Consider the following 20103-nt stretch of genomic DNA (forward strand, 5'->3'; position numbering starts at 1 on the left):
CCGGCGGTATACCACATTGCTTGGCGGTGCAGTTTTACTGCTGTATTTAACAATGGCGCATATATTGCATTTGTTCTTACAGAGATTTTTAAGTGAGTCGATGTTATGGATAAAATGGTCTACATTGCCGCGTCTGGCGCTAAGCAAAGCTTAATGGGGCTTGCCCTTAAAGCCAATAATTTGGCGAACGCAAACACTACAGGTTTTAAAGCCGACTTTGCCCAAGCTCGATCTATGCAAGCGTTTGGTGAAGGTTTGCCATCGCGGGTGTTTTCTATGGAAGAGCGCCCAGGTTCAAACATGACATCGGGTGGCATACAGCAAACCGGTCGCGAGCTCGACATTGCCATGAGCGATAACGCCTGGCTGAGTGTACAAGACGCCTCCGGCAACGAAGCTTATACAAAAGTAGGTACGCTTAATATTACCGCCGAAGGCATGTTAGTTACCAGCGGTGGTCGTCAAGTAATTGGCGAAGGCGGCCCTATTATTTTGCCAGTCCCGATTGAAAAAATAGAATTTAGTAAAGACGGTGCCATACAAGTACGCCCACAAGGCGCGCCGGCTAACTTTTTAGAAGAGGTTGATCGTTTAAAAGTGGTTGAGGCAAATAACTCAACACTTGAAAAAGGTAACGATGGTTTATTTAGACCAAAACCAAATCAAACGGTTGAAACCTCAGCTAACGTACAAGTGATAAGCGGCGCATTAGAAATGTCGAACGTTAATCCGGTACACGAAATGGTCGATATGATCAGCCATCAACGCCAATTTGAATTACAAGTAAAGCTAATGAAAACAGCAGAAGAAATAGATCAATCGCAAGATCAGCTGTTGCGCATAGTTTAACTTTAAAATGAGGACACGATTATGAATCCAGCATTGTGGATCAGTAAAACAGGGCTTGACGCCCAACAAACCGACATTTCGGTTATTTCAAATAACTTAGCCAACGCCAGTACGGTTGGTTATAAAAAAAGCCGCGCCGTTTTTGAAGATTTACTTTACCAAAACATTAATCAACCAGGCGGTCGCTCATCACAAGATACCGAAATGCCATCAGGTTTAATGCTAGGTGCTGGTGCTAAAGTGGTAGCTAACCAAAAAAACTTTTCGCAAGGTAATATGCTAACCACTGAAAACTCACTAGATTGGATGATATCAGGTCCGGGGTTTTTTGAGGTGTTGCAGCCTGATGGCAATATTGCTTATTCGCGCAATGGTCAATTTACTACCGATGGCGAAGGGCGAGTTGTAACCTCGGGTGCCGGTTATGTAGTTCAGCCTGAAATGAACGTACCCGACGACGCGCAATCAATAACTGTATCGCAAGACGGTGAAGTGTCTGTACGAGTTGCAGGGCAGGCCGATAACGTGGTTATTGGACAAATTACCATTAGTGACTTTATTAATCCGTCGGGCCTTGAGCCTATAGGGCAAAACCTTTACACCGAAACTGCGGTAAGTGGCGCGCCGGTGCAGGGTAACCCTGGGGTTGATGGGCTAGGCACTATTATTCAAGGCTCACTAGAAACGTCAAACGTAAACGTAACCGAAGAGTTGGTAAACCTAATAGAAACCCAACGTGTTTACGAAATGAACTCAAAAGTAATTTCGGCAGTTGATGAAATGATGAGCTACATCAATCAGCAATTATAATATTTTAGAGGTTATTATGCGCAATATTATATTATTTGCAGCGGGTACTTTATTGTTAAGTGGCTGTGTGTCTACACAAAATAGTGACGTAGTACAAGACGATCCTTACTATGCACCCATGTACCCAGAACCCAATGTTGAACCGGCAGTTGCTAATGGCTCACTGTTTAATACGTATTTATCGAACGACTTATACGCCGATAAAAAAGCACTGCGTACCGGCGATATAATTACGGTTAAATTGCAAGAGTCTACGCAAGCCTCTAAAGCGGCAAAAACAGAAACAGATAAGCAGTCTGACGCAAGTTTAGACCCTGTTATTGGTTTAGGCGGATTACCGGTAAATATTGGCGGCGACAGCATTCAATTTGGTATTGGCAGCGACGCGTCATTTAAAGGCGACTCAAAATCAAATCAGTCAAATAGTTTAGCCGGTGATATATCGGTAAACGTAATGCGTGTTTTACCTAATGGTAATTTAGTTATTCGCGGCGAAAAATGGCTAACGTTAAACTCGGGCGAAGAATTTATTCGTTTAGAGGGATTAGTAAGGCCAGAAGATGTAACTGCAGACAATACCGTACAGTCAAATAGAATTGCTAATGCACGAATTCAATATTCGGGCAAAGGGCAAACTCAAGAAGCGCAAAGTGCCGGTTGGCTAACACGCTTTTTTAGTAGCTCACTTTTTCCTTTTTAGAGGACATTCATTATGAATGTATTTAAAGTTCTTTGTTTAATGGTGTTACTTGGCTGGCAACTTCCTGCCATGGCCGAGCGCATTAAAGATGTGTCTATGGTTGAGGGCGTACGCTCAAACCAATTAGTAGGCTATGGCCTAGTTGTTGGCTTACCTGGTACGGGCGAGAAGCAAAGCCGATTTACCGAGCAAAGCTTTAAAGGCATGTTAAACAGCTTTGGCATTACGCTACCGGCAAGCTTAAAACCAAAAATTAAAAACGTGGCTGCGGTTGCAGTGCATGCTGAGCTACCGCCTTTTAGAAAGCCCGGGCAAACTATAGATATTACCGTATCATCTATTGGTAGTGCAGGTAGTTTACGTGGTGGTACTTTACTACAAACCTTTTTAAAAGGGGTCGACGGCAACGTATACGCTATTGGTCAAGGTAGTTTAATTGTAGGTGGTTTAGGCGCAGAAGGGCTTGATGGCAGTAAAGTCGTTATAAACACGCCAACAGTGGGGCGTATTCCAAATGGCGCAACCGTTGAGCGTGCAGTTAAAAGCCCATTTATGCAAAACGACTATATTACTTTTAACTTAAATCGCCCAGACTTTACTACCGCCAAGCGATTAGAAAAAACCATAAACGATTTAGTAGGCCCAAATAGCGCCCAAGCACTCGATGCAGCGTCTATTAGAGTTATTGCCCCAAGAGACGCCTCGCAGCGCGTGTCTTACTTATCAACGCTCGAAAACCTAGAGTTTACCCCAGCAGATACAGCGGCAAAAATTATCGTTAACTCGCGTACCGGTACTATTGTTATTGGTAAAAATGTAAAGCTGCAACCAGCTGCTATTACTCACGGTGGCTTAACAGTAACGATTGCAGAGCAGCTAAACGTATCGCAGCCTAATGCTTTTAGCGATGGCGATACCGTTGTTACCCAGCAAAGTATTATAGATATAAAACAAGACGACTCACGGGCATTTGTATTTAACCCCGGAGTGAGCCTAGATGACCTAGTACGCGCTATAAACGAAGTAGGCGCCGCACCTGGCGATTTAATGGCAATACTAGAAGCCCTAAAAGAAGCCGGCGCAATAAACGGCCAGCTAGTTGTAATTTAAAACAACGTAATGCTATCGGTGGTCAGTTTTAAAAGCTGGTAACCGATGGCATCTTGCTTAACACCTTCCCCTCTGGCTCAATTTTTGCATTGCTTTATACATTATTCATTATTGTGTCAAAAAGCTGATGGAAACAAATCACCTCGATAAGCAAAACTTTTTTGATTTAGGTAACTTAAACGCTTTGCGTAAAGACGCCCTAAACAGTGGCGACGCGTCTAGTGATGCCTCAAAAGCGGCTCTCAAAAAAGCAGCGGCACAATTTGAAGCCATATTTACGCAAATGTTGCTTAAAAGTATGCGCAAAGCCAGCGAAGCCTTCGAAGACAAAGAAAGCCCATTAAATTCAAGTAGCGTAAAGTTTTTTGAAGAAATGCACGATCAGCAACTCTCATCAGAGCTCTCGTCTAATGGCTCATTAGGGCTTGCCGACTTAATAGTGCAGCAACTTTCTCCTACGGCAAAAAATTACACCCCAGCTTCAGTACTCAGAACCAGTAACGATCTTTTAAGCGATCAGCGTGCTGGCATAGAGTTGCCGCAGCAACAGCGTAAAAAAGCCGTAACCGAGCCTGTAGATAAAAGCGCTATGAATACCGAAAAGCCAGAAGTAGCTAAGCCAAACTTTGAAACGGCCGAAGAATTTGTAAGTTCGGTATGGGAGCATGCTAAAACAGCGGCTAAAAAAATTGGTTTAAACCCAGCCGTTATGGTGGCTCAAGCAGCGCTTGAAACCGGTTGGGGTAAGCATATTATTAATAAAAGCGACGGTAACAGCTCAAATAACTTATTTAACATTAAGTCAGATAAAAGCTGGCAGGGCGAAAAAGCTAACAAAGTAACCTTAGAGTTTGAACAAGGCGCTGCAGTTAAAAAACAAGCCAGTTTTAGGGCTTACGACTCAATAAAAGACAGCGTGAACGACTTTGTTGATTTTTTAACTCAAAATCCACGCTATCAACAAGCATTACAAAATACCGCCAAACCGGCAGTGTTTTTAGACTCATTACAACAAGCCGGTTATGCAACAGACCCAAATTATGCGGATAAAATAAAGCGCGTACTTAACAGTAGCGAGCTTAAAAATATTGCAACAAACGTGATCCGTCAAGGAGTAAAGTAACATGTCGTTTAATTTATTAAACATTGCTAATTCAGGAATAAGAGCAAACACTGATCTGTTGCAAACAACCAGTAAAAATATTACTAATGTAAATACCGACGGCTATGTGCGCGAGCGTACAGAGCATGGCACCATGATCGGCAATCAAGTTGGCAAAGGTAATACTTACAGATTGCTTAATGAATTTGCACAAAAACAATTAAACCGAGACACCTCAAATAAAACGTTTTTTGATCAGTTTGTAAGTGAAGCAAACCGAGTAGACACGTTATTTTCGCAAGAAGCGAATAGCTTATCAACAGGTATAAACTCGTTATTTAATAACGTGCAAGAAGCGCTTAATCAGCCATCGTCAACGGTTGCACGTTCGTTAGTAATGACTAACGCCGATAGCTTAATAAGCCAAATGGATAGGTTATCGGGAATAGTGCTGGATCAAAAAAATGTTGTAAATGAGCAGCTCGAAATATTCTCCGATGAAGCCAACACCTTAATTCAAAAAATAGGATCGTTAAACCAACAAATTGCTGGTGTTAATGGTACTAACAACGCATCTGCTGCAAGCAGCACATATAACGAGCGCGATAAAGCGATTCGCGATTTATCAGAGTTAATCGACATTGAAACGCTTGACGGCCCTAATGGTGAAAAGCTCGTTTTTATGGGCAGCGGTGAAGCGGTTGTAATGCAAAACGGCTCGTTTAACTTGTTTTCGATGCGCGGCGACCCCGATCCAAATTTTAAAGAACTGCGCTTAGATGTAAATGGCGGCAAAGCTGTGCCGCTTGAAGTTGATGCCAGTAAATTAAAAGGCAAAATAGGTGGTTTACTTGCCTTCAGAGACGATATTTTAGTACCTGCACAAAATCAAATAGGCCAAATGGGTTTAGCGTTGGCTGATGCATTTAATCAGCAAAATCACTTAGGAATGGATGCTAACGGTAAATTGGGTGGCGATATATTCAATATACCTACGGCAAAAGGCTTTGCCTATCAAGCTAATACCGGTGGTGCGGGTGTTAGTGCAACAGTAGAGCCCGGCAAAGGCAGTAATTTACCTGCCAGTGATTTTATTGTGACTTATACCGCAAATCCAAACGAAGTGAGTATTCAGCCAGTAGATAATAAAGGCGAGCCATTAGGCGCCGCTACAACAGCAACATTTGTAGGCGGTGAAATTAACTCGGCAAATAACCCTGGTGTTGATTTATTTGGCTTGCAGTTAACTATGGCTGGTGCTGGTAATGAAGGCGATAAATTTCAAATTAAGCTCAATTCAGAAGCCGCAGCAAATATATCGCTAACAACTGGGCGCGGTGAAGACCTAGCGTTAGCATCGCCAATACGCTCCGCCGGTGGGGTTAATAATACCGGTAGCGGCGCTATTTCCGCGGGTAGTGTAACTAGCATTACCACTGAGGGTTTTGCTGCAACTAACCCAGCTACACTCAAAAATGGCCCTATTACGGTTGTTAAAACGGCAATTGAAAATCAATTTACGGTATCAGATGGTGCAAATAGCAGTACATTTACAGTAACACCACCGGCAAAAAACATGTTGCAACAAGCAGGTAATGGCTTTGAATTATATGGTTTTGACTTTGATATTGAAGGCTCGCCAGCCACAGACGATAGCTTTACATTAGAGTTTAACAAAGGCGGCTTTGACGATAACCGTAATGGCTTAAAATTAGCCGAGTTACAAAATGGTGACTTGGTGCGTCAAAATGTTGTTTCAAGCTCAGATGCCGATAACCATAAAACCCTTAACCAAGCGTATGCCGGATTAGTAACCGACATTGGTGTGGTAACAGGCCAAGCTAAAACAAACGGCGCAGCATTCGACGCACTCGCACAGCAGTCAGAGGCATGGTACGAGTCGTTATCTGGGGTAAACCTTGACGAAGAAGCAGCTAATTTGCTGCGCTTTCAACAATCTTACGCGGCTTCAGCTCAGGTGCTTTCTGCTGCACGTTCTATTTTTGACACTTTACTTAGTGCCACGAGGTAATTATGCGTTTATCAAATAACTTAATGTATCAAAATAGCATTAATAAAATACTACAAAATCAAAATGGCGTAGCAAACGCACAAGAGCGAGTAAATACTAGGCAAAAGTATTTATCTACCTCAGAAGCGCCTGCCGACATATCGCAAGCTATGCTGTATACCAATAAAATACAAAGTAATGAGCAATATACAAAAAATATTAACCAGCTCAATGGCCGACTCAAAACCGAAGAAAGCGTACTGCAAGGTATTAACGAAAGTATTCAAGCAGCTAAAGATATTGCCTTAAAAGCAGGTAATGGCGCGTACAGTAAAGACGACTTAAAGTCGTTAGCGTCGGAGCTAACCGAAATACAAAAAACGTTAGCTAATTTAATGAACACCCGATCAGAAGACGGTAAATACATATTTTCGGGCTACCAAGACAGCACGCAACCGTATCAGTTTGATGCCGCTAGCGGAAAATACAATTACCAAGGCGATCAAGGCCAGCATCAAATTACTATTGCCGAAGGTGTGTCGATTAAATCTAGCGACAACGGCTACGACACCTTTGAAAAAATCAATGCACGCCTCGATGTAGCATCTAACGCAGGCGATGCAACAAGTACGCTTACGGGTTCTGTTTATGTAGATAAACAAGGAGTGTTCGATCAGTTTCATAAAGCTAACTATAACGCCGTTGATGCCAGCCAAAATACTTTTAATGTAAAGGTTGTTCTAGGCGATCCACAGCAATATGAAATTCAGCGCGCAGGTAACCCATTAAACCCACCTGTTACCGGGGCGATACAAGCAGGCGAGCCAATTGAATTTGCGGGCATGAAAATTCAGCTAAGCGGCGCTGCACCTGGGCAGCTTGATTTTAGTCTCGAGCCGCCTCATAAAGAAAACGTACTTAATACACTGCAGGGTTTAATTACAGGTTTAAATAATGGCACGCTTGCGGGAGATGATTTTCAGCAAGTACTTAACGATGGCGTAACGCAGTTACAAAATGCCAGCGAGCAAGTTGTGTTTACCCAAGCCAGTTTAGGCGGGCGCATGAATGTGCTAGAAAGAGTAACCGACTCTAACTCTGCGCTAGACATTCAAAACCAAAGTAATCGTTCAAGCCTGCTTGAAGTAGATATGGCCGCTGCAATTAGCGAACTTACTCAGCAAGAAACCGCACTCCAAGCGTCGCAAGCTACTTTCGGCCGCTTAGCCAAACTCTCGTTATTTGATTACTTATAAACATATTATAAGCAGAAATACCTTGCCGCTTTAGTTAATACAAAGCGGCAAAAACCTCCCTCAAAATAGCGGCAATAAATTGTCGTCACTTCCGCTAACCAGATAACTTATTATTAACGTTTAATATTCCAATAGAAAATACATTAAAAACATGTGGTTATATTTATTTTAAAGTTGGCACAGTAAATGCTTTTCTAATAATTAGAAATTATCGAATAGTGGTTCCTGTTAAATCGTGTTGAACCACACTCTGTTTAAACCTAGGAGATGGTAAAATGGCATTAACAGTAAATACTAATGTGTCGTCAATAAACGCACAACGCAACTTAACTAAATCTGGCGAAGGCTTAGCAACCTCAATGGAGCGCCTAGCCTCTGGCATGCGTATAAATAGCGCAAAAGATGATGCCGCCGGCCTTCAAATTTCTAACCGTTTAACATCACAAATAAATGGCTTAGCTGTTGCTCAGCGTAACGCCAATGATGGTATTTCAATGGCGCAAACTGCTGAAGGCGCTTTAAATGAGTCAACTAACATACTACAGCGTATGCGTGAACTAGCTTTACAGTCAGCTAATGGCTCTAATTCAGCTGAAGACAGAGAGTCATTGCAAAAAGAAGTTGCAGCTTTGCAAAGTGAGTTAACACGTATTGCAGATACGACTTCTTTTGGTGGGCAAAAGTTATTAGATGGAACATTCGAAACAAAATCATTCCAAGTTGGTGCCAATGCCAATGAAGTCATTGACGTTACTATTGATGGTTTTAAAGCAACTGATTTAGGAGTTGTAAGCGGGCAGTCAGCAGCCGTACCAGCATTTACTGCAGCTAATATAGGTATTGCAGATGAAACTATTACATTTGGCGTTACAACTGCAGCAGGCTCACAGTCAGTAAGCTTTACTGTTGCTGCTGGAGCGGGTACTGATGATATGATTGACGCAATAAATGAGAATGTTGGCTCTTTAGGTGTTCGTGCACAGTCAGATAGCTCAGGGGGAATTACATTCACGACGACTAATGAAGTAACTGCTTTTGAGACATCTAGTAGTATTGGCGCTGATGCAGGGGCTTTCGCTTCAGCAGTAACTTCAGTAACACCAGGGGGAGCAGATACTGCTACAGGTGGTACTGCGGTTGGCTCAATTAATATTAGTGGAGCTGATGGGACAGGTGCACAAGCAGCACTTGAATCAATTGATGCGGCATTAAAACAAATTGATGATCAACGTGCTGATTTAGGTGCTATTCAAAATCGTTTTGGTCATACAATTAGTAACCTTGCTAACATTCAAGAAAATGTATCTGCGTCACGTAGCCGTATACAAGATACTGACTTTGCAACTGAAACGGCAGAGATGACGAAAAATCAGATATTACAACAAGCAGGTACGTCAATTTTATCGCAAGCAAACCAAATACCACAAGCAGCAATCAGCTTGTTAGGCGGTTAATTATTTAGTTTACTAGTAACTGTTTATACAAACGCACTTCAACTGGAAGTGCGTTTTTTGTTTTTTGAAATAATAAAAACTATTTGAAACATAAATTTATACGTTATAAAAATTAATAAATAGCTACTTTTCATTCTAAAACAAATAATTACATTTTATTGAACAAATAAACCAATTTATTTTTAAAATACTCCTAAAGATAATTTAACTCCTGCCGTTAACTTAATCAGTACGGAGCTGAGCATACATTTGTGACAGCTCTTGGTTAAATTAAAATAGCAACATTACGAAAGTAATCAGGAGTTTTATCATGGCTATATCAGTAAATACAAACGTATCTTCACTAAACGCGCAACGTAACTTATCAAAATCAGGCCAAGGTTTGGCCACATCAATGGAGCGTTTATCATCAGGTATGCGTATTAATAGCGCAAAAGATGATGCGGCAGGCCTACAAATTTCAAACCGTTTAACATCACAAATAAATGGTTTAGGTGTAGCACAGCGTAATGCTAACGACGGTATTTCAATGGCGCAAACAGCTGAAGGTGCGATGAGCGAGTCTACCAATATTTTACAACGCATGCGTGAGCTTGCTTTGCAATCTGCAAATGGCTCAAACTCCGCAGATGACCGTGATTCGTTACAAAAAGAGGTAGTGGCACTTCAAAAAGAGCTAACCCGAATCGCTGATACGACTTCATTTGGTGGTCAGCAATTGCTTGATGGTAATTTTGGTACAAAGTCTTTTCAAGTCGGCTCTAACGCTAATGAAACAATTGAGATGACATTGGGAAGTATGAAAGCAACTGATTTAGGAGTTGTAAGCGGGCAGTCAGCAGCCGTACCAGCATTTACTGCAGCTAATATAGGTATTGCAGATGAAACTATTACATTTGGCGTTACAACTGCAGCAGGCTCACAGTCAGTAAGCTTTACTGTTGCTGCTGGAGCGGGTACTGATGATATGATTGACGCAATAAATGAGAATGTTGGCTCTTTAGGTGTTCGTGCACAGTCAGGTAGCTCAGGGGGAATTACATTCACGACGACTAATGAAGTAACTGCTTTTGAGACATCTAGTAGTATTGGCTCTGATGCAGGGGCTTTCGCTTCAGCAGTAACTTCAGTAACACCAGGGGGAGCAGATACTGCTACAGGTGGTACTGCGGTTGGCTCAATTAATATTAGTGGAGCTGATGGATCAGGTGCACAAGCAGCACTTGAATCAATTGATGCTGCATTGAAACAGGTAGATGAGCAGCGTGCTGATTTAGGTGCATTACAAAACCGTTTTGGCCATACAATCAGTAACCTTTCGAATATTCAAGAAAATGTATCTGCGTCACGTAGCCGTATTCAAGATACTGACTTTGCGACTGAAACAGCTAACATGACGAAGAACCAAATATTGCAACAAGCAGGTACGTCAATTTTATCGCAAGCGAATCAGTTACCACAAGCAGCACTTAGCTTATTAGGTTAATAAGTTAAAGTAATAGCTTAATGGTTAGCTAGCTAGTACATAAAGTCAGTATTAGTTTTACAAAAAAGGAGGTGGCTTTAGCTACCTCCTTTTGTGGTTTAAGGGTTTTAATTGAGCTATTGTTTAATTAACTAATAAATAGGAATCTGTTATGAATACCATTAATTCCAATGCAGAAGTTACATTACCAACTCCGCTTGCGGGTGAAGATAAAGTAGTTGGTCAAGCGGCTAGTTCGCTAACCGAACGCGCTGTTGACGATGTAAAGCAAGCTGACACACAAAATCAGCAACGATTACAGCAAAATCAATACGAAAAAAATAACCAAGAAGTAACTGCTCAGCCGTTAGAGCGTGAACAGCTAGAAAAAATGGCGCAACAATTGCAGGACTTTATGGGCGAAATGAACCGGAGCTTACAGTTTAAAGTTGATGAAGATTCAGGTCGCGATGTAATTAAAGTACTCGATAAAACCAGTGGTGAGGTTATTAAGCAGTATCCTTCTGAAGAAGTATTAAGTTTAGTGTCTAAGTTGTCTGAAACTGCGGGTTTATTGATTGACCAAACGGTATAGCTATATAGATATATAACTAAATAGTAGCTGCGTTTTTTAAGTTTTTTGTTTTTATTTAATAGTGTAAAGGGGTATAAACATGGCTATTTCGTTTACTGGCTTAGGTTCAGGCTTACAAGTATCTGAAATTGTGGGTGCATTGGTTAATGCCGAAAAAGCGCCTTTTGAATCACGTTTAAATAGAAAAGAAGCTAACTTAACTACCGATATTTCCGCTGTGGGTGCACTAAAAGCTGCGCTTGAAAAAGTACAAGAGTCGATGAATGCATTAGGCGACGCCGATAACTATCAAAAACGTACAACATCGGGTAATGATGATTTTATATCGCTTAGCTCAGATAAAGACGCCCAACCAGGTGGTTACTCGGTAAAAGTAAATAATTTAGCCACTGAGCATAAAATAATGTCGAGTGCGTTTGATGCCACCAACCCTGTTGGTGCTGGCACTATGACGTTAAGCTCGGGCGATAATAGTTTTGATATTGCAGTATCAGACACTGCAACGCTAAGCGAAGTGCGCGATGCAATAAACAACAGTAAAGATAACAAAAGCATTAACGCCACCATAATTACCGATGACACAGGCCAGCGCTTAGTATTTTCGGCTCAAACCAGTGGTGTAGAAAACCAAATTAAAATAGCAGTGGCTGATGACGATGCTAACAACACCGATACCTTAGGCCTTTCGCGTTTAGCATTTGACCCTGCACCTGCAGGAATAAAAAATGTGAGCGAAGTGGTTGCCGCTGTTGATGCGTCAATAACTATTGACGGCACAGTAACAGTAACTAGTAGCACTAACGAATTTAAAAATGTGATTGATGGCGTGACTATTACCGCTAAAAAAGCACAGGGTGTTGACGACGACCTAAGTAAGCTAACCGTTAAAGAAAATAACAATAATATAAAAGCAGGGCTAGATAGCTTTATTAAAAGTTATAACGAGCTGCTAGAACTAAGTAAAAACTTAGGTAAATCTGGCGAAGATGGTGCTGGCGTAATGGCGGGTGATTCTCTGCTACGTGGTGTTATGTCAAAGTTAAGGCAAGAAATTACCAACAGTGTTGACTTAGGTGATGGTAACTCTTTGTCGCTATCGCAGTTAGGTGTAGAAGCCGACCGCTATGGTAAATTAAGCTTAGATAGCGAACGCTTAGATGAGCAAGTAAAAAATGATGTTGATTTAGTGCAGCAGTTTTTTATTGGCGAAAATAAAGATGAAGGTGGCTTTGCCCAATCGTTTGATGAGCTAATGAACTTTTATACTAAGTCAGATGGTTTAATTCAAAACAGAATAGAGAGTAAAGAAGGCCAGCTTCGTGGGATTGATGACGAACGAGTATCGTTTGCACGTAAAATGCAGTCGTTAGAGTCGCGCCTTTATGCGCAGTACAACAGCATGGATTTATTGGTGGCAGGCTTAAATTCAACCAGTAGTTACCTTCAATCTCAGTTAGATAATATGCCAGGTGTAGTTAGAAAGTCTAAGTAGTTAAGGGTTAGGCTCTAGGGAATATACTAGGCTTTAGGCTAAGGCAAATACTGAGCTTGCGAAAAGGCAGTTTTTAGTTTTATAAGTGCGGTTTTATTTAATCACAACAATACCGCACTTTTTGCGTTAAACAGATTAAAACAGTGCAAAAAGGCTTTAAGTGATTTACTCACAAAGAGGTTAAGAGGCGCTGTGCTTTAGAGAAGAAAAGGCACTAAATTACTTGTTTAACTCACTTCTCATTCCCCGCGTCCTCTCCTCGCTATGCATATTTGATTTAAGTAAATATATTCACAAAGAGGTTAAGAGGGCGCTGCGCTTTAGAGAAGAAAAAAGACACTCAATTATGTGTTTAACTCACTCCTCATTTACTCTCTTTGTGCAAAATAATTTTTAAATAACTTATTTATAAAGAGGATAAGAGGGCGCTGCGCTTTAGAGAAGAAAAGACACTCAATTATGTGTTTAATTTACTCCTCATTTACTCTCATTGTTTTCTCTTTGTGCAAAATGATCTTTAAATAACTTATTTATAAAGAGGATAAGAGGGCGCTGCGCTTTAGAGAAGAAAAGTATAAAACCATCGTTTAATTCACTTCTCATTATGCTAATTAGCTTTTTAAGTGCTTTTTAAGTGCTTTTGTAAGCGCTGATCGCTTTGTCTGATTTTTTATGCTTTAACAAGGCTCTAAACGAGTCGTCTTTATGGATATTAGCTTGAGTTAAAATAGCATTAATATGCGCTTGTGCTGTGGTTAGCTCGTCACTACTTGGCTGCTCAGCGCTTTCGCACCAGCTTTTTAAACACGTATTTAACGCTTCAAGCTGTAAAGCTGCCGCGTCAGCATCGTTGTTATTTACCAGTGTTTCAAGCTCGCAGAGCAATTGTTTAATTTGCTCTGCTGGCTGTTGGTCAGTAATTAAAGTCATAATAAATTAAACTGCAGGAGAGCGTTCGCTAGCAGGAATATTATCCCACCCTTCTTTTATTTCTTTCACTATGCTAGAAACTTCCATAATTGCTGCTGTATCGTTATTTAAGTTAGCTTTAGTTAGTGTACGCTGGCAATAGTCGTATAGCGCTAATAAGTTGTCTGAAATTTCTGAGCCTTGCTCAACGTCAAAATTAAGTGCGTCTTGTAATGCGCCAAAAAGTAAAATGCAGGCTGAAATATTTTCGCCCTTTTTTTCAATTTCTTTGCGTTCAATAAAACCTTTGGTTGCAGCTAAGCGCCCAATAATGTTACTAAAAATTAGGTTTATTTGTTCGTAAGGTGTCATTTCGCTAATACTGCTTGCACGAACTTGACCGTATTTTTTAATTGATGCATGTGCCATGAGAAGATCCTAAATTTTGATAACTAAAAATATTAATACAATGCGAGCAATTATAATGCCAAGCATTTTATATACTTACTTATCGGCATTTAAGGCGGCAACTTAAGTAAATATTAGTGAATATTTTTATTATAAAGTGACTTTATATCTCTAATTTAAGTATTAAGCTTTGCGATTAATTTATTATGCGAATGTAGGGGGCCTTTATAACCTTAATACTTAATGGTTAATCCTTAAGTATTGTTGCTTTAATTAAAGTGTCTGTTTTTTGGCGTTTATGTCAAAAAGTCGCCACTAGTGCTTGCATACAATTTCAACTGGCTTACAATTTGATTAACAAAATAAATTAGTGAAATGAATGGCCCGCTAAATATGATCTTAATTTTAGATAATAATAACAACCGCTCGATAGGATTATATGCCTCACTTACTTTTATTGGTGAAGCGGTGCAATTACAAACGGAAGCCGACTTTGAGCAAGCGTGTAGTAAGTATCAAAGTAAAGAATGTATTGTAATTTTAGGTGCACTGCAGGCGCTTGATCACGAAAGTTTAATTAAACGCTACCCTACGTTTCCTTTTTTGCTAATTGGCGAAACACTCAAGCCTTTACTGAGTATTGCTAATGTAGTGGGGCTAATTTGTGAGCCATTTAGCCACGAAATAACCACGCAACTATTACACGACTGCCAACAATATCAGCGCATGTTGCCTATTGAGCACAAACACAGTAAACCACACAATACTTTTGATGGCCTAGTGGGCGAAACATCGGCGGTTAAAGACCTGCGCTTTTTAATTGAGCAAGTAGCAAAAACCGATGCTAATGTGCTTATTTTAGGTGAGTCGGGCACAGGTAAAGAGGTAGTGGCGCGTAACGTACATTTATTGTCTAAACGTCTTAAAGGGCCTTTTGTACCAGTTAACTGTGGTGCGATCCCGGGAGAGTTGCTCGAAAGTGAATTGTTTGGCCATGAAAAAGGCGCATTTACAGGGGCTATTTCTGCTCGTAAAGGGCGTTTTGAACTGGCGCAAGGCGGTACACTGTTTTTAGATGAAATAGGTGATATGCCGCTGCAAATGCAGGTTAAGTTGCTGCGCGTATTGCAAGAGCGCAGTTATGAGCGAGTAGGCGGCACTAAAGCGATTCAGGCCGATGTACGCATTATTGCTGCAACCCATCGTAACCTCGAAACTATGATAGAGGAAGGCACGTTTCGTGAAGATTTATACTACCGATTAAACGTATTCCCCATTGAAAGCCCGTCGCTTACCCAGCGTGCCGATGACATACCTTTGCTATTAAAAGAGTTAATGCGCCGCGTTAATGAGCAAAGCGGCTCAACGGCTAAGTTTACTGAGCGCGCGGTCGAGAGTCTAAAAGAGCATAGTTGGCCGGGTAATATTCGCGAGCTTGCAAACTTAGTTGAGCGAATGGTGATAATGTTCCCAGAAAAAGTGGTAGATGTTCCTGATTTACCGGCTAAGTATCGTTATATTGAAGTTGAAGCCTATGAGCCGCAGTACCCAGAAGAGTTAATGGAGCGCGATGCTTTTAACGACATATTTAGCACCGACTTTAGCGATTATGACGATGAACCCGAACACTCTACAGCAGCAGATTCAGGCTTGTTACCCAGCGAAGGGATTGAGCTTAAAGAATACTTAGCCGAGCTAGAAATTAACTTAATTACTCAAGCATTAGAGCGCTTTGATTATGTAGTTGCCCGCGCCGCCGAAATACTCGGAGTACGCCGCACTACTTTGGTCGAAAAAATGAAAAAATATAACTTGTCGAGAGACTAAAAATTAAGGCAGCTATCAGGTTTTAGGTGTCAGGGTTCAGGCTTTAGGTAAAAAATAACCAAGCACAGCGTTTAGCTTGCTGACGCGCGTACGTAGTGCGACTTAGTCTTAGTAACAATATTCGCTAAGAGGGTTAGAGACGCTGAGCTATAGAGACTTATAAATAGGTGTACTGTTCTTTTTTTGTGTTGTTATGCACAGCTCTTGGTGAAAATAAATTTCACTAAATGTAATAATTACAGAGGCTTGATTAAAAGCCAGAAATCAGACTGTTTGCCTAGCCCCTAGCCCCTAGCCCCTAGCCCCTAGCCCCTAGCCCCTAGCCCCTAGCCTCATAACTTCTTCTTTTCTAAAACAGTTATTACTGTGATCGTTAACCATACCGCAGGCTTGCATATGGGCGTATACGGTTGTTGGCCCTAAAAACTTAAAACCACGCTTTTTTAAATCTTTAGCAAATGCGCTTGAGGTAGGGGTAATTGCTGGGGCGTTGTCAGCAGAATTTAAATTACTTACTTGCGGCTTATTGCCAACAAACTGCCATTGATAGTTACTAAAACTGCCAAACTCTTGCTGAATTTTAATAAAGCATTTGGCGTTATTTACAGTAGCAGCAATTTTTAAGCGATTGCGCACAATACCCGCATCAAGCATTAGTCGCTCAATATCTTGCTCGGTAAATGCTGCTACTTTGTGTACATCAAAGTCGGCAAAAGCATTTTTATAACCATTACGCTTTTTTAAAATAGTGTACCAACTCAAGCCTGCTTGCGCCGACTCCAGCGTTAAAAATTCAAACAGCTTTTTATCGTCATACACTGGCACTCCCCATTCGTTATCGTGGTATGCAATGTAGTCGGGTTTGCTGGTGTCGAGCCATGAGCAGCGAGATTGCTTGGTCATTATAGTTCCTTAGTTGCGGTGCTTTTATTTGCGCGTCATTTTAATGTCGCGTATTTTTACTGTGTAACTCAATGATATACATGGTAATAAAAGGTGGTATAAATTGTGCATTTAAAGCTATATCTGCATCAATTAGAGATTTGATTATGGCACTTGCTAGTGTGTTAAAACCACAGTTTATTTCTGCAAATCAGTATAACCCATGTTTACTTCAAGAGGAGTATATAGGGGAGTTAAGCGATCTGCGTAAACAGGCTAGTTGGCTTTCGCATTTAGTAGATACTATGCCCGCAGGAGTAATAGTGCTTGATGGTAAAGGCATGATAGCGAAAGCGAATCAAATTGCGATTGATATGCTTGGCGAGCCGCTAGAAGGCGAAAAGTGGTTTAGTGTTATTCAGCGCTCATTTCGGCCTCAGCAAGATGATGGCCACGAAGTGTCTTTAAAAGACGGGCGCTTAATAAAACTTGATATTACCGCACTTGCCCCAGAGCCAGGGCAACTTATCTTAATGACAGACTTGAGTGAAACCCGCCGCTTACAAAAGCGGGTTGCGCATATGCAGCGCTTAAGTGCGCTGGGTAAAATGGTGGCATCTTTGGCGCACCAAGTACGTACGCCGCTGTCGGCGGCTATGCTTTATGCTGCTAATTTAGGTTCAAAACGCTTACCCGAAGCGTCGCGCGATAACTTTCAAACTAAATTAATGTCGCGCTTAAAAGATTTAGAAAACCAAGTAAACGACATGCTGCTATTTGCCAAAAGTGGCGATCAGCATGTGGTTGAGCAGGTGTCTATGCAGCAATTATTAAGCGAAGTAAAAACCGGTGCAGATGCCATGGTAACGCTTAATAACAGTGAGCTTGATGTAAGCTTACCTGAGCCCGACATTGCGATTTTAGGGAATAAAACCGCGCTTGCCAGTGCGATTCAAAACCTGATTCATAACAGTATTCAAATTATAGGCTCTGGGGCACAAGTGCGAGTAAGTGCAATGCGCGATTTGCAAACCCCAGATTTTGTACGCATTAGCGTGAGTGATAATGGCCCAGGTGTTGACCTACAGCAGGTAGATAAACTGTTTGAACCATTTTTTACCACTAGCAGCCAAGGCACAGGCTTAGGGTTGGCGGTTGTTAGCTCTGTTGCTAATGCGCACCAAGGGCGTATTGAGGTGACTAATAATGTACATGGCGGCGCTTGTTTTAACTTGCTATTGCCAATTAGCGCAGCATCTAAATTAGAGGAATCGTTATGAGTAATACTATTTTAGTTGTAGAGGACGACGCAGGGCTTCGCGAAGCATTAATAGATACTCTAGAAATGTCGGGTATTGAATGCGTTGCTGCCGACAGTGCAGAGCAGGCGATGTTACTACTAAAAAAAGAATCCTTTTCGTTAGTGGTGAGCGATGTGCAAATGGGCGCTATGAGCGGCCTAGATTTACTGCGCAGTATTAAATTAAATTACCCCGATTTACCGGTATTAATGATGACCGCCTACGCAACTATTGACGATGCGGTAGAGGCAATGCGCTTAGGCGCGATTGATTATATGGCCAAACCATTTGCACCCGAGGTGCTATTAAATATGGTGAGCCGCTATTTACCCGAAAAACCCAAAGAAACCGACGGCCCTATTGTTGCCGACCCAACGAGTATTCAATTGCTGGAGCTTGCAAGCAGGGTAGCTAAATCAGACGCCAGTGTTATGGTGCTGGGGCCAAGTGGCTCGGGTAAAGAAGTATTAGCGCGGTTTATTCATGATAAATCAGCGCGTGCTGCAAAGCCCTTTGTGGCTATTAACTGTGCGGCGATTCCTGAAAACATGCTAGAAGCAACATTATTTGGCTACGAAAAAGGTGCTTTTACTGGCGCGATTCAGGCATGCCCAGGTAAGTTTGAGCAAGCGCAGGGTGGTACTATTTTACTTGATGAAATTACCGAAATGGATTTGGGCTTACAAGTTAAACTACTGCGTGTATTGCAAGAGCGCGAAGTTGAGCGCTTAGGGAGTCGTAAAACCATTACGCTAGATGTACGCATACTCGCAACCAGTAACCGTGATTTAAAACAAGCGGTAGCGAATAATCAGTTTAGGGAAGATTTATATTATCGCCTTAACGTTTTTCCGCTAATGTGGCGGCCATTGTGCGAGCGCCCTGGCGATATAATTGTGTTGGCAAAGCACTTAATTGAACGCCATTTAATTAAAGCTAAGCAGCCGCTGGCTATTTTAGATAAGCAAGCTGAACAAAAGCTGCTTAGCCATACATGGCCAGGTAATGTGCGTGAGCTTGATAACGTAATTCAGCGTGCGCTTATACTGCGCAGTGGCAACAGCATAAGTGAGCAAGCTATTTTTATTGAAAACTTAGCCCCAAGCAACTTTGTAGTAGAGCCAGCAATTAGTGAAAGTGCGTTAACTAGCGCCTATTACGATAGTAAAACAACAGCCATTATTAATGACGAAAAGTCGGGTGATGAAAAGCTTGATGATCAAACACCGAATGAGCAAAAATCAGATTTACTCGCTCAAGATACAGGCAGTTATAAAGATGAGCTTAAAGATAAAGAGCATCGAATTATTTTAGAAACACTTGCGCGTTGCCAAGGCAAGCGTAAAGACGTAGCAGAAACCTTGGGTATTAGCCCGCGAACTTTACGTTATAAACTAGCGCAAATGCGCGACTTAGGTATTTCACTTCCTGCATAACCTTCAAAAAAGCCCTAAATTCAACACCTTGAATTTAGGGCTGTCAAAACTCTGACTAAGTAAAACCAACTGTAACACCATGTATTTAAAGCTTTATTTATGTGGCACGTTTTGTGCTTTATTAACCTTAAGAGTTAACTGCATTGTTAGAGACAAATAATGAAAATTCAAAATAGCGCTGTATTTCAAGAAATGCAATCAATGGCCTTAGAAGCGGGCCGTAATAATCAAATTAATAAATTGCCTACGCAAGTTCAGTCTACGTCATCAGCACAATTTGGCGATATGCTTAGCAATGCGCTCAATACTGTGCATGAGTTACAGCAAGACACAGGTCAAAAAGTAAAAGCGGTTGAAATGGGCGACAGAAGCGTATCGCTTGCAGAGGCAATGATTGCTTCGCAAAAATCTTCTGTTGCATTTGAAGCGACCGTACAAGTGCGTAATAAACTTGTTGAAGCTTACAAAGAAATCATGAATATGCCTGTTTAATCAG

At 41.4% G+C, this 20103-nt stretch carries 18 protein-coding genes; 15 read left to right on the forward strand and 3 right to left on the reverse strand.

What is annotated here, in order from left to right; all coding sequences use genetic code 11:
* Nucleotides 1-105: 105 nt before the first annotated feature.
* From AAEZ18_RS01020 to fliD, 11 genes are all read left to right on the forward strand, one after another.
* A complete protein-coding gene (locus AAEZ18_RS01020) occupies nucleotides 106-849 on the forward strand; it encodes a flagellar basal body rod protein FlgF (protein ID WP_011327467.1) in 744 nt (247 codons plus the stop codon).
* A 21-nt stretch (nucleotides 850-870) separates the two neighbouring features.
* Nucleotides 871-1659 (forward strand): flagellar basal-body rod protein FlgG, encoded by a 789-nt coding sequence (gene flgG / locus AAEZ18_RS01025; RefSeq protein ID WP_197181931.1) that lies wholly within the window; start codon nucleotides 871-873, stop codon nucleotides 1657-1659.
* Between the two features lie 16 nt (nucleotides 1660-1675).
* The gene (gene flgH, locus AAEZ18_RS01030) at nucleotides 1676-2359 is read left to right on the forward strand and encodes a flagellar basal body L-ring protein FlgH (protein ID WP_350594254.1); all 684 of its coding nucleotides are present in this window, start codon (nucleotides 1676-1678) and stop codon (nucleotides 2357-2359) included.
* 12 nt (nucleotides 2360-2371) lie between these two features.
* The gene (locus tag AAEZ18_RS01035) at nucleotides 2372-3469 is read left to right on the forward strand and encodes a flagellar basal body P-ring protein FlgI (RefSeq protein ID WP_197181930.1); all 1098 of its coding nucleotides are present in this window, start codon (nucleotides 2372-2374) and stop codon (nucleotides 3467-3469) included.
* Nucleotides 3470-3596: 127 nt separating this feature from the next.
* On the forward strand, nucleotides 3597-4592 hold the full coding sequence (gene flgJ / locus AAEZ18_RS01040; protein ID WP_182684554.1) for a flagellar assembly peptidoglycan hydrolase FlgJ: 996 nt from the start codon (nucleotides 3597-3599) through the stop codon (nucleotides 4590-4592).
* Between the two features lies 1 nt (nucleotide 4593).
* Nucleotides 4594-6603 carry a flagellar hook-associated protein FlgK gene (gene flgK, locus AAEZ18_RS01045; RefSeq protein ID WP_350594253.1) on the forward strand — a complete coding sequence of 670 codons (2010 nt, stop codon included), beginning with the start codon at nucleotides 4594-4596 and terminating at the stop codon, nucleotides 6601-6603.
* 2 nt (nucleotides 6604-6605) lie between these two features.
* A complete protein-coding gene (flgL, locus tag AAEZ18_RS01050; RefSeq protein ID WP_350594252.1) occupies nucleotides 6606-7838 on the forward strand; it encodes a flagellar hook-associated protein FlgL in 1233 nt (410 codons plus the stop codon).
* A gap of 275 nt (nucleotides 7839-8113) precedes the next feature.
* Nucleotides 8114-9292: a flagellin gene (locus AAEZ18_RS01055; protein WP_069438721.1), complete on the forward strand. Its 1179-nt coding sequence runs from the start codon at nucleotides 8114-8116 to the stop codon at nucleotides 9290-9292.
* A gap of 310 nt (nucleotides 9293-9602) precedes the next feature.
* On the forward strand, nucleotides 9603-10778 hold the full coding sequence (locus AAEZ18_RS01060) for a flagellin (protein ID WP_350594248.1): 1176 nt from the start codon (nucleotides 9603-9605) through the stop codon (nucleotides 10776-10778).
* 151 nt (nucleotides 10779-10929) lie between these two features.
* Nucleotides 10930-11352: a flagellar protein FlaG gene (locus tag AAEZ18_RS01065; RefSeq protein ID WP_350594247.1), complete on the forward strand. Its 423-nt coding sequence runs from the start codon at nucleotides 10930-10932 to the stop codon at nucleotides 11350-11352.
* A gap of 79 nt (nucleotides 11353-11431) precedes the next feature.
* Nucleotides 11432-12844, forward strand: a complete 1413-nt coding sequence (gene fliD, locus AAEZ18_RS01070) for a flagellar filament capping protein FliD (protein ID WP_350594245.1) — start codon at nucleotides 11432-11434, stop codon at nucleotides 12842-12844.
* Nucleotides 12845-13474: 630 nt separating this feature from the next.
* Here fliD and AAEZ18_RS01075 read toward each other — a convergent pair.
* Both AAEZ18_RS01075 and fliS read right to left on the reverse strand, forming a co-directional pair.
* Nucleotides 13475-13774 carry a hypothetical protein gene (locus AAEZ18_RS01075; protein ID WP_350594243.1) on the reverse strand — a complete coding sequence of 100 codons (300 nt, stop codon included), beginning with the start codon at nucleotides 13772-13774 and terminating at the stop codon, nucleotides 13475-13477.
* A 6-nt stretch (nucleotides 13775-13780) separates the two neighbouring features.
* The gene (gene fliS, locus AAEZ18_RS01080; RefSeq protein ID WP_179807101.1) at nucleotides 13781-14182 is read right to left on the reverse strand and encodes a flagellar export chaperone FliS; all 402 of its coding nucleotides are present in this window, start codon (nucleotides 14180-14182) and stop codon (nucleotides 13781-13783) included.
* A gap of 372 nt (nucleotides 14183-14554) precedes the next feature.
* On the opposite strand from fliS, the gene AAEZ18_RS01085 reads away from it, so the two are divergent.
* The gene (locus tag AAEZ18_RS01085) at nucleotides 14555-15988 is read left to right on the forward strand and encodes a sigma-54 dependent transcriptional regulator (RefSeq protein ID WP_350594240.1); all 1434 of its coding nucleotides are present in this window, start codon (nucleotides 14555-14557) and stop codon (nucleotides 15986-15988) included.
* 312 nt (nucleotides 15989-16300) lie between these two features.
* Here AAEZ18_RS01085 and AAEZ18_RS01090 read toward each other — a convergent pair whose 3' ends face one another.
* Entirely contained in the window at nucleotides 16301-16891 is a 591-nt protein-coding gene (locus AAEZ18_RS01090) for a DNA-3-methyladenine glycosylase I (RefSeq protein ID WP_350594237.1), read from the reverse strand.
* 146 nt (nucleotides 16892-17037) lie between these two features.
* Between AAEZ18_RS01090 and AAEZ18_RS01095 the strand changes: the two genes are divergently transcribed.
* The 3 genes from AAEZ18_RS01095 (at nucleotide 17038) to fliE (ending at nucleotide 20099) form a co-directional block, all read left to right on the forward strand.
* The gene (locus AAEZ18_RS01095) at nucleotides 17038-18150 is read left to right on the forward strand and encodes a sensor histidine kinase (protein WP_350594235.1); all 1113 of its coding nucleotides are present in this window, start codon (nucleotides 17038-17040) and stop codon (nucleotides 18148-18150) included.
* Complete coding sequence (locus AAEZ18_RS01100; protein WP_350594233.1) at nucleotides 18147-19607, forward strand: sigma-54-dependent transcriptional regulator; 1461 nt, start codon at nucleotides 18147-18149, stop codon at nucleotides 19605-19607. The genes AAEZ18_RS01095 and AAEZ18_RS01100 overlap by 4 nt, the downstream gene beginning before the upstream one ends.
* Before the next feature lie 159 nt (nucleotides 19608-19766).
* Complete coding sequence (fliE, locus tag AAEZ18_RS01105; RefSeq protein WP_041454357.1) at nucleotides 19767-20099, forward strand: flagellar hook-basal body complex protein FliE; 333 nt, start codon at nucleotides 19767-19769, stop codon at nucleotides 20097-20099.
* Nucleotides 20100-20103 lie beyond the last annotated feature (4 nt).

It is taken from the genome of Pseudoalteromonas sp. 19-MNA-CIBAN-0066 (assembly GCF_040308705.1).
In the GTDB taxonomy this organism is placed as follows: Bacteria; Pseudomonadota; Gammaproteobacteria; order Enterobacterales; family Alteromonadaceae; genus Pseudoalteromonas; species Pseudoalteromonas nigrifaciens.

Bases quoted from the DNA above. Each gene is read 5' to 3' on its own strand.
- AAEZ18_RS01065 (WP_350594247.1), top strand. From the start codon at position 10,930: ATGAATACCATTAATTCCAATGCAGAAGTTACATTACCAACTCCGCTT.
- flgG (WP_197181931.1), top strand. From the start codon at position 871: ATGAATCCAGCATTGTGGATCAGTAAAACAGGGCTTGACGCCCAACAA.
- AAEZ18_RS01095 (WP_350594235.1), top strand. From the start codon at position 17,038: ATGGCACTTGCTAGTGTGTTAAAACCACAGTTTATTTCTGCAAATCAG.
- flgK (WP_350594253.1), top strand. From the start codon at position 4,594: ATGTCGTTTAATTTATTAAACATTGCTAATTCAGGAATAAGAGCAAAC.
- AAEZ18_RS01060 (WP_350594248.1), top strand. From the start codon at position 9,603: ATGGCTATATCAGTAAATACAAACGTATCTTCACTAAACGCGCAACGT.
- AAEZ18_RS01020 (WP_011327467.1), top strand. From the start codon at position 106: ATGGATAAAATGGTCTACATTGCCGCGTCTGGCGCTAAGCAAAGCTTA.
- flgH (WP_350594254.1), top strand. From the start codon at position 1,676: ATGCGCAATATTATATTATTTGCAGCGGGTACTTTATTGTTAAGTGGC.
- AAEZ18_RS01100 (WP_350594233.1), top strand. From the start codon at position 18,147: ATGAGTAATACTATTTTAGTTGTAGAGGACGACGCAGGGCTTCGCGAA.
- fliS (WP_179807101.1), bottom strand. From the start codon at position 14,182: ATGGCACATGCATCAATTAAAAAATACGGTCAAGTTCGTGCAAGCAGT.
- flgJ (WP_182684554.1), top strand. From the start codon at position 3,597: ATGGAAACAAATCACCTCGATAAGCAAAACTTTTTTGATTTAGGTAAC.
- AAEZ18_RS01090 (WP_350594237.1), bottom strand. From the start codon at position 16,891: ATGACCAAGCAATCTCGCTGCTCATGGCTCGACACCAGCAAACCCGAC.
- fliE (WP_041454357.1), top strand. From the start codon at position 19,767: ATGAAAATTCAAAATAGCGCTGTATTTCAAGAAATGCAATCAATGGCC.
- AAEZ18_RS01075 (WP_350594243.1), bottom strand. From the start codon at position 13,774: ATGACTTTAATTACTGACCAACAGCCAGCAGAGCAAATTAAACAATTG.
- AAEZ18_RS01055 (WP_069438721.1), top strand. From the start codon at position 8,114: ATGGCATTAACAGTAAATACTAATGTGTCGTCAATAAACGCACAACGC.
- AAEZ18_RS01085 (WP_350594240.1), top strand. From the start codon at position 14,555: ATGATCTTAATTTTAGATAATAATAACAACCGCTCGATAGGATTATAT.
- AAEZ18_RS01035 (WP_197181930.1), top strand. From the start codon at position 2,372: ATGAATGTATTTAAAGTTCTTTGTTTAATGGTGTTACTTGGCTGGCAA.
- fliD (WP_350594245.1), top strand. From the start codon at position 11,432: ATGGCTATTTCGTTTACTGGCTTAGGTTCAGGCTTACAAGTATCTGAA.
- flgL (WP_350594252.1), top strand. From the start codon at position 6,606: ATGCGTTTATCAAATAACTTAATGTATCAAAATAGCATTAATAAAATA.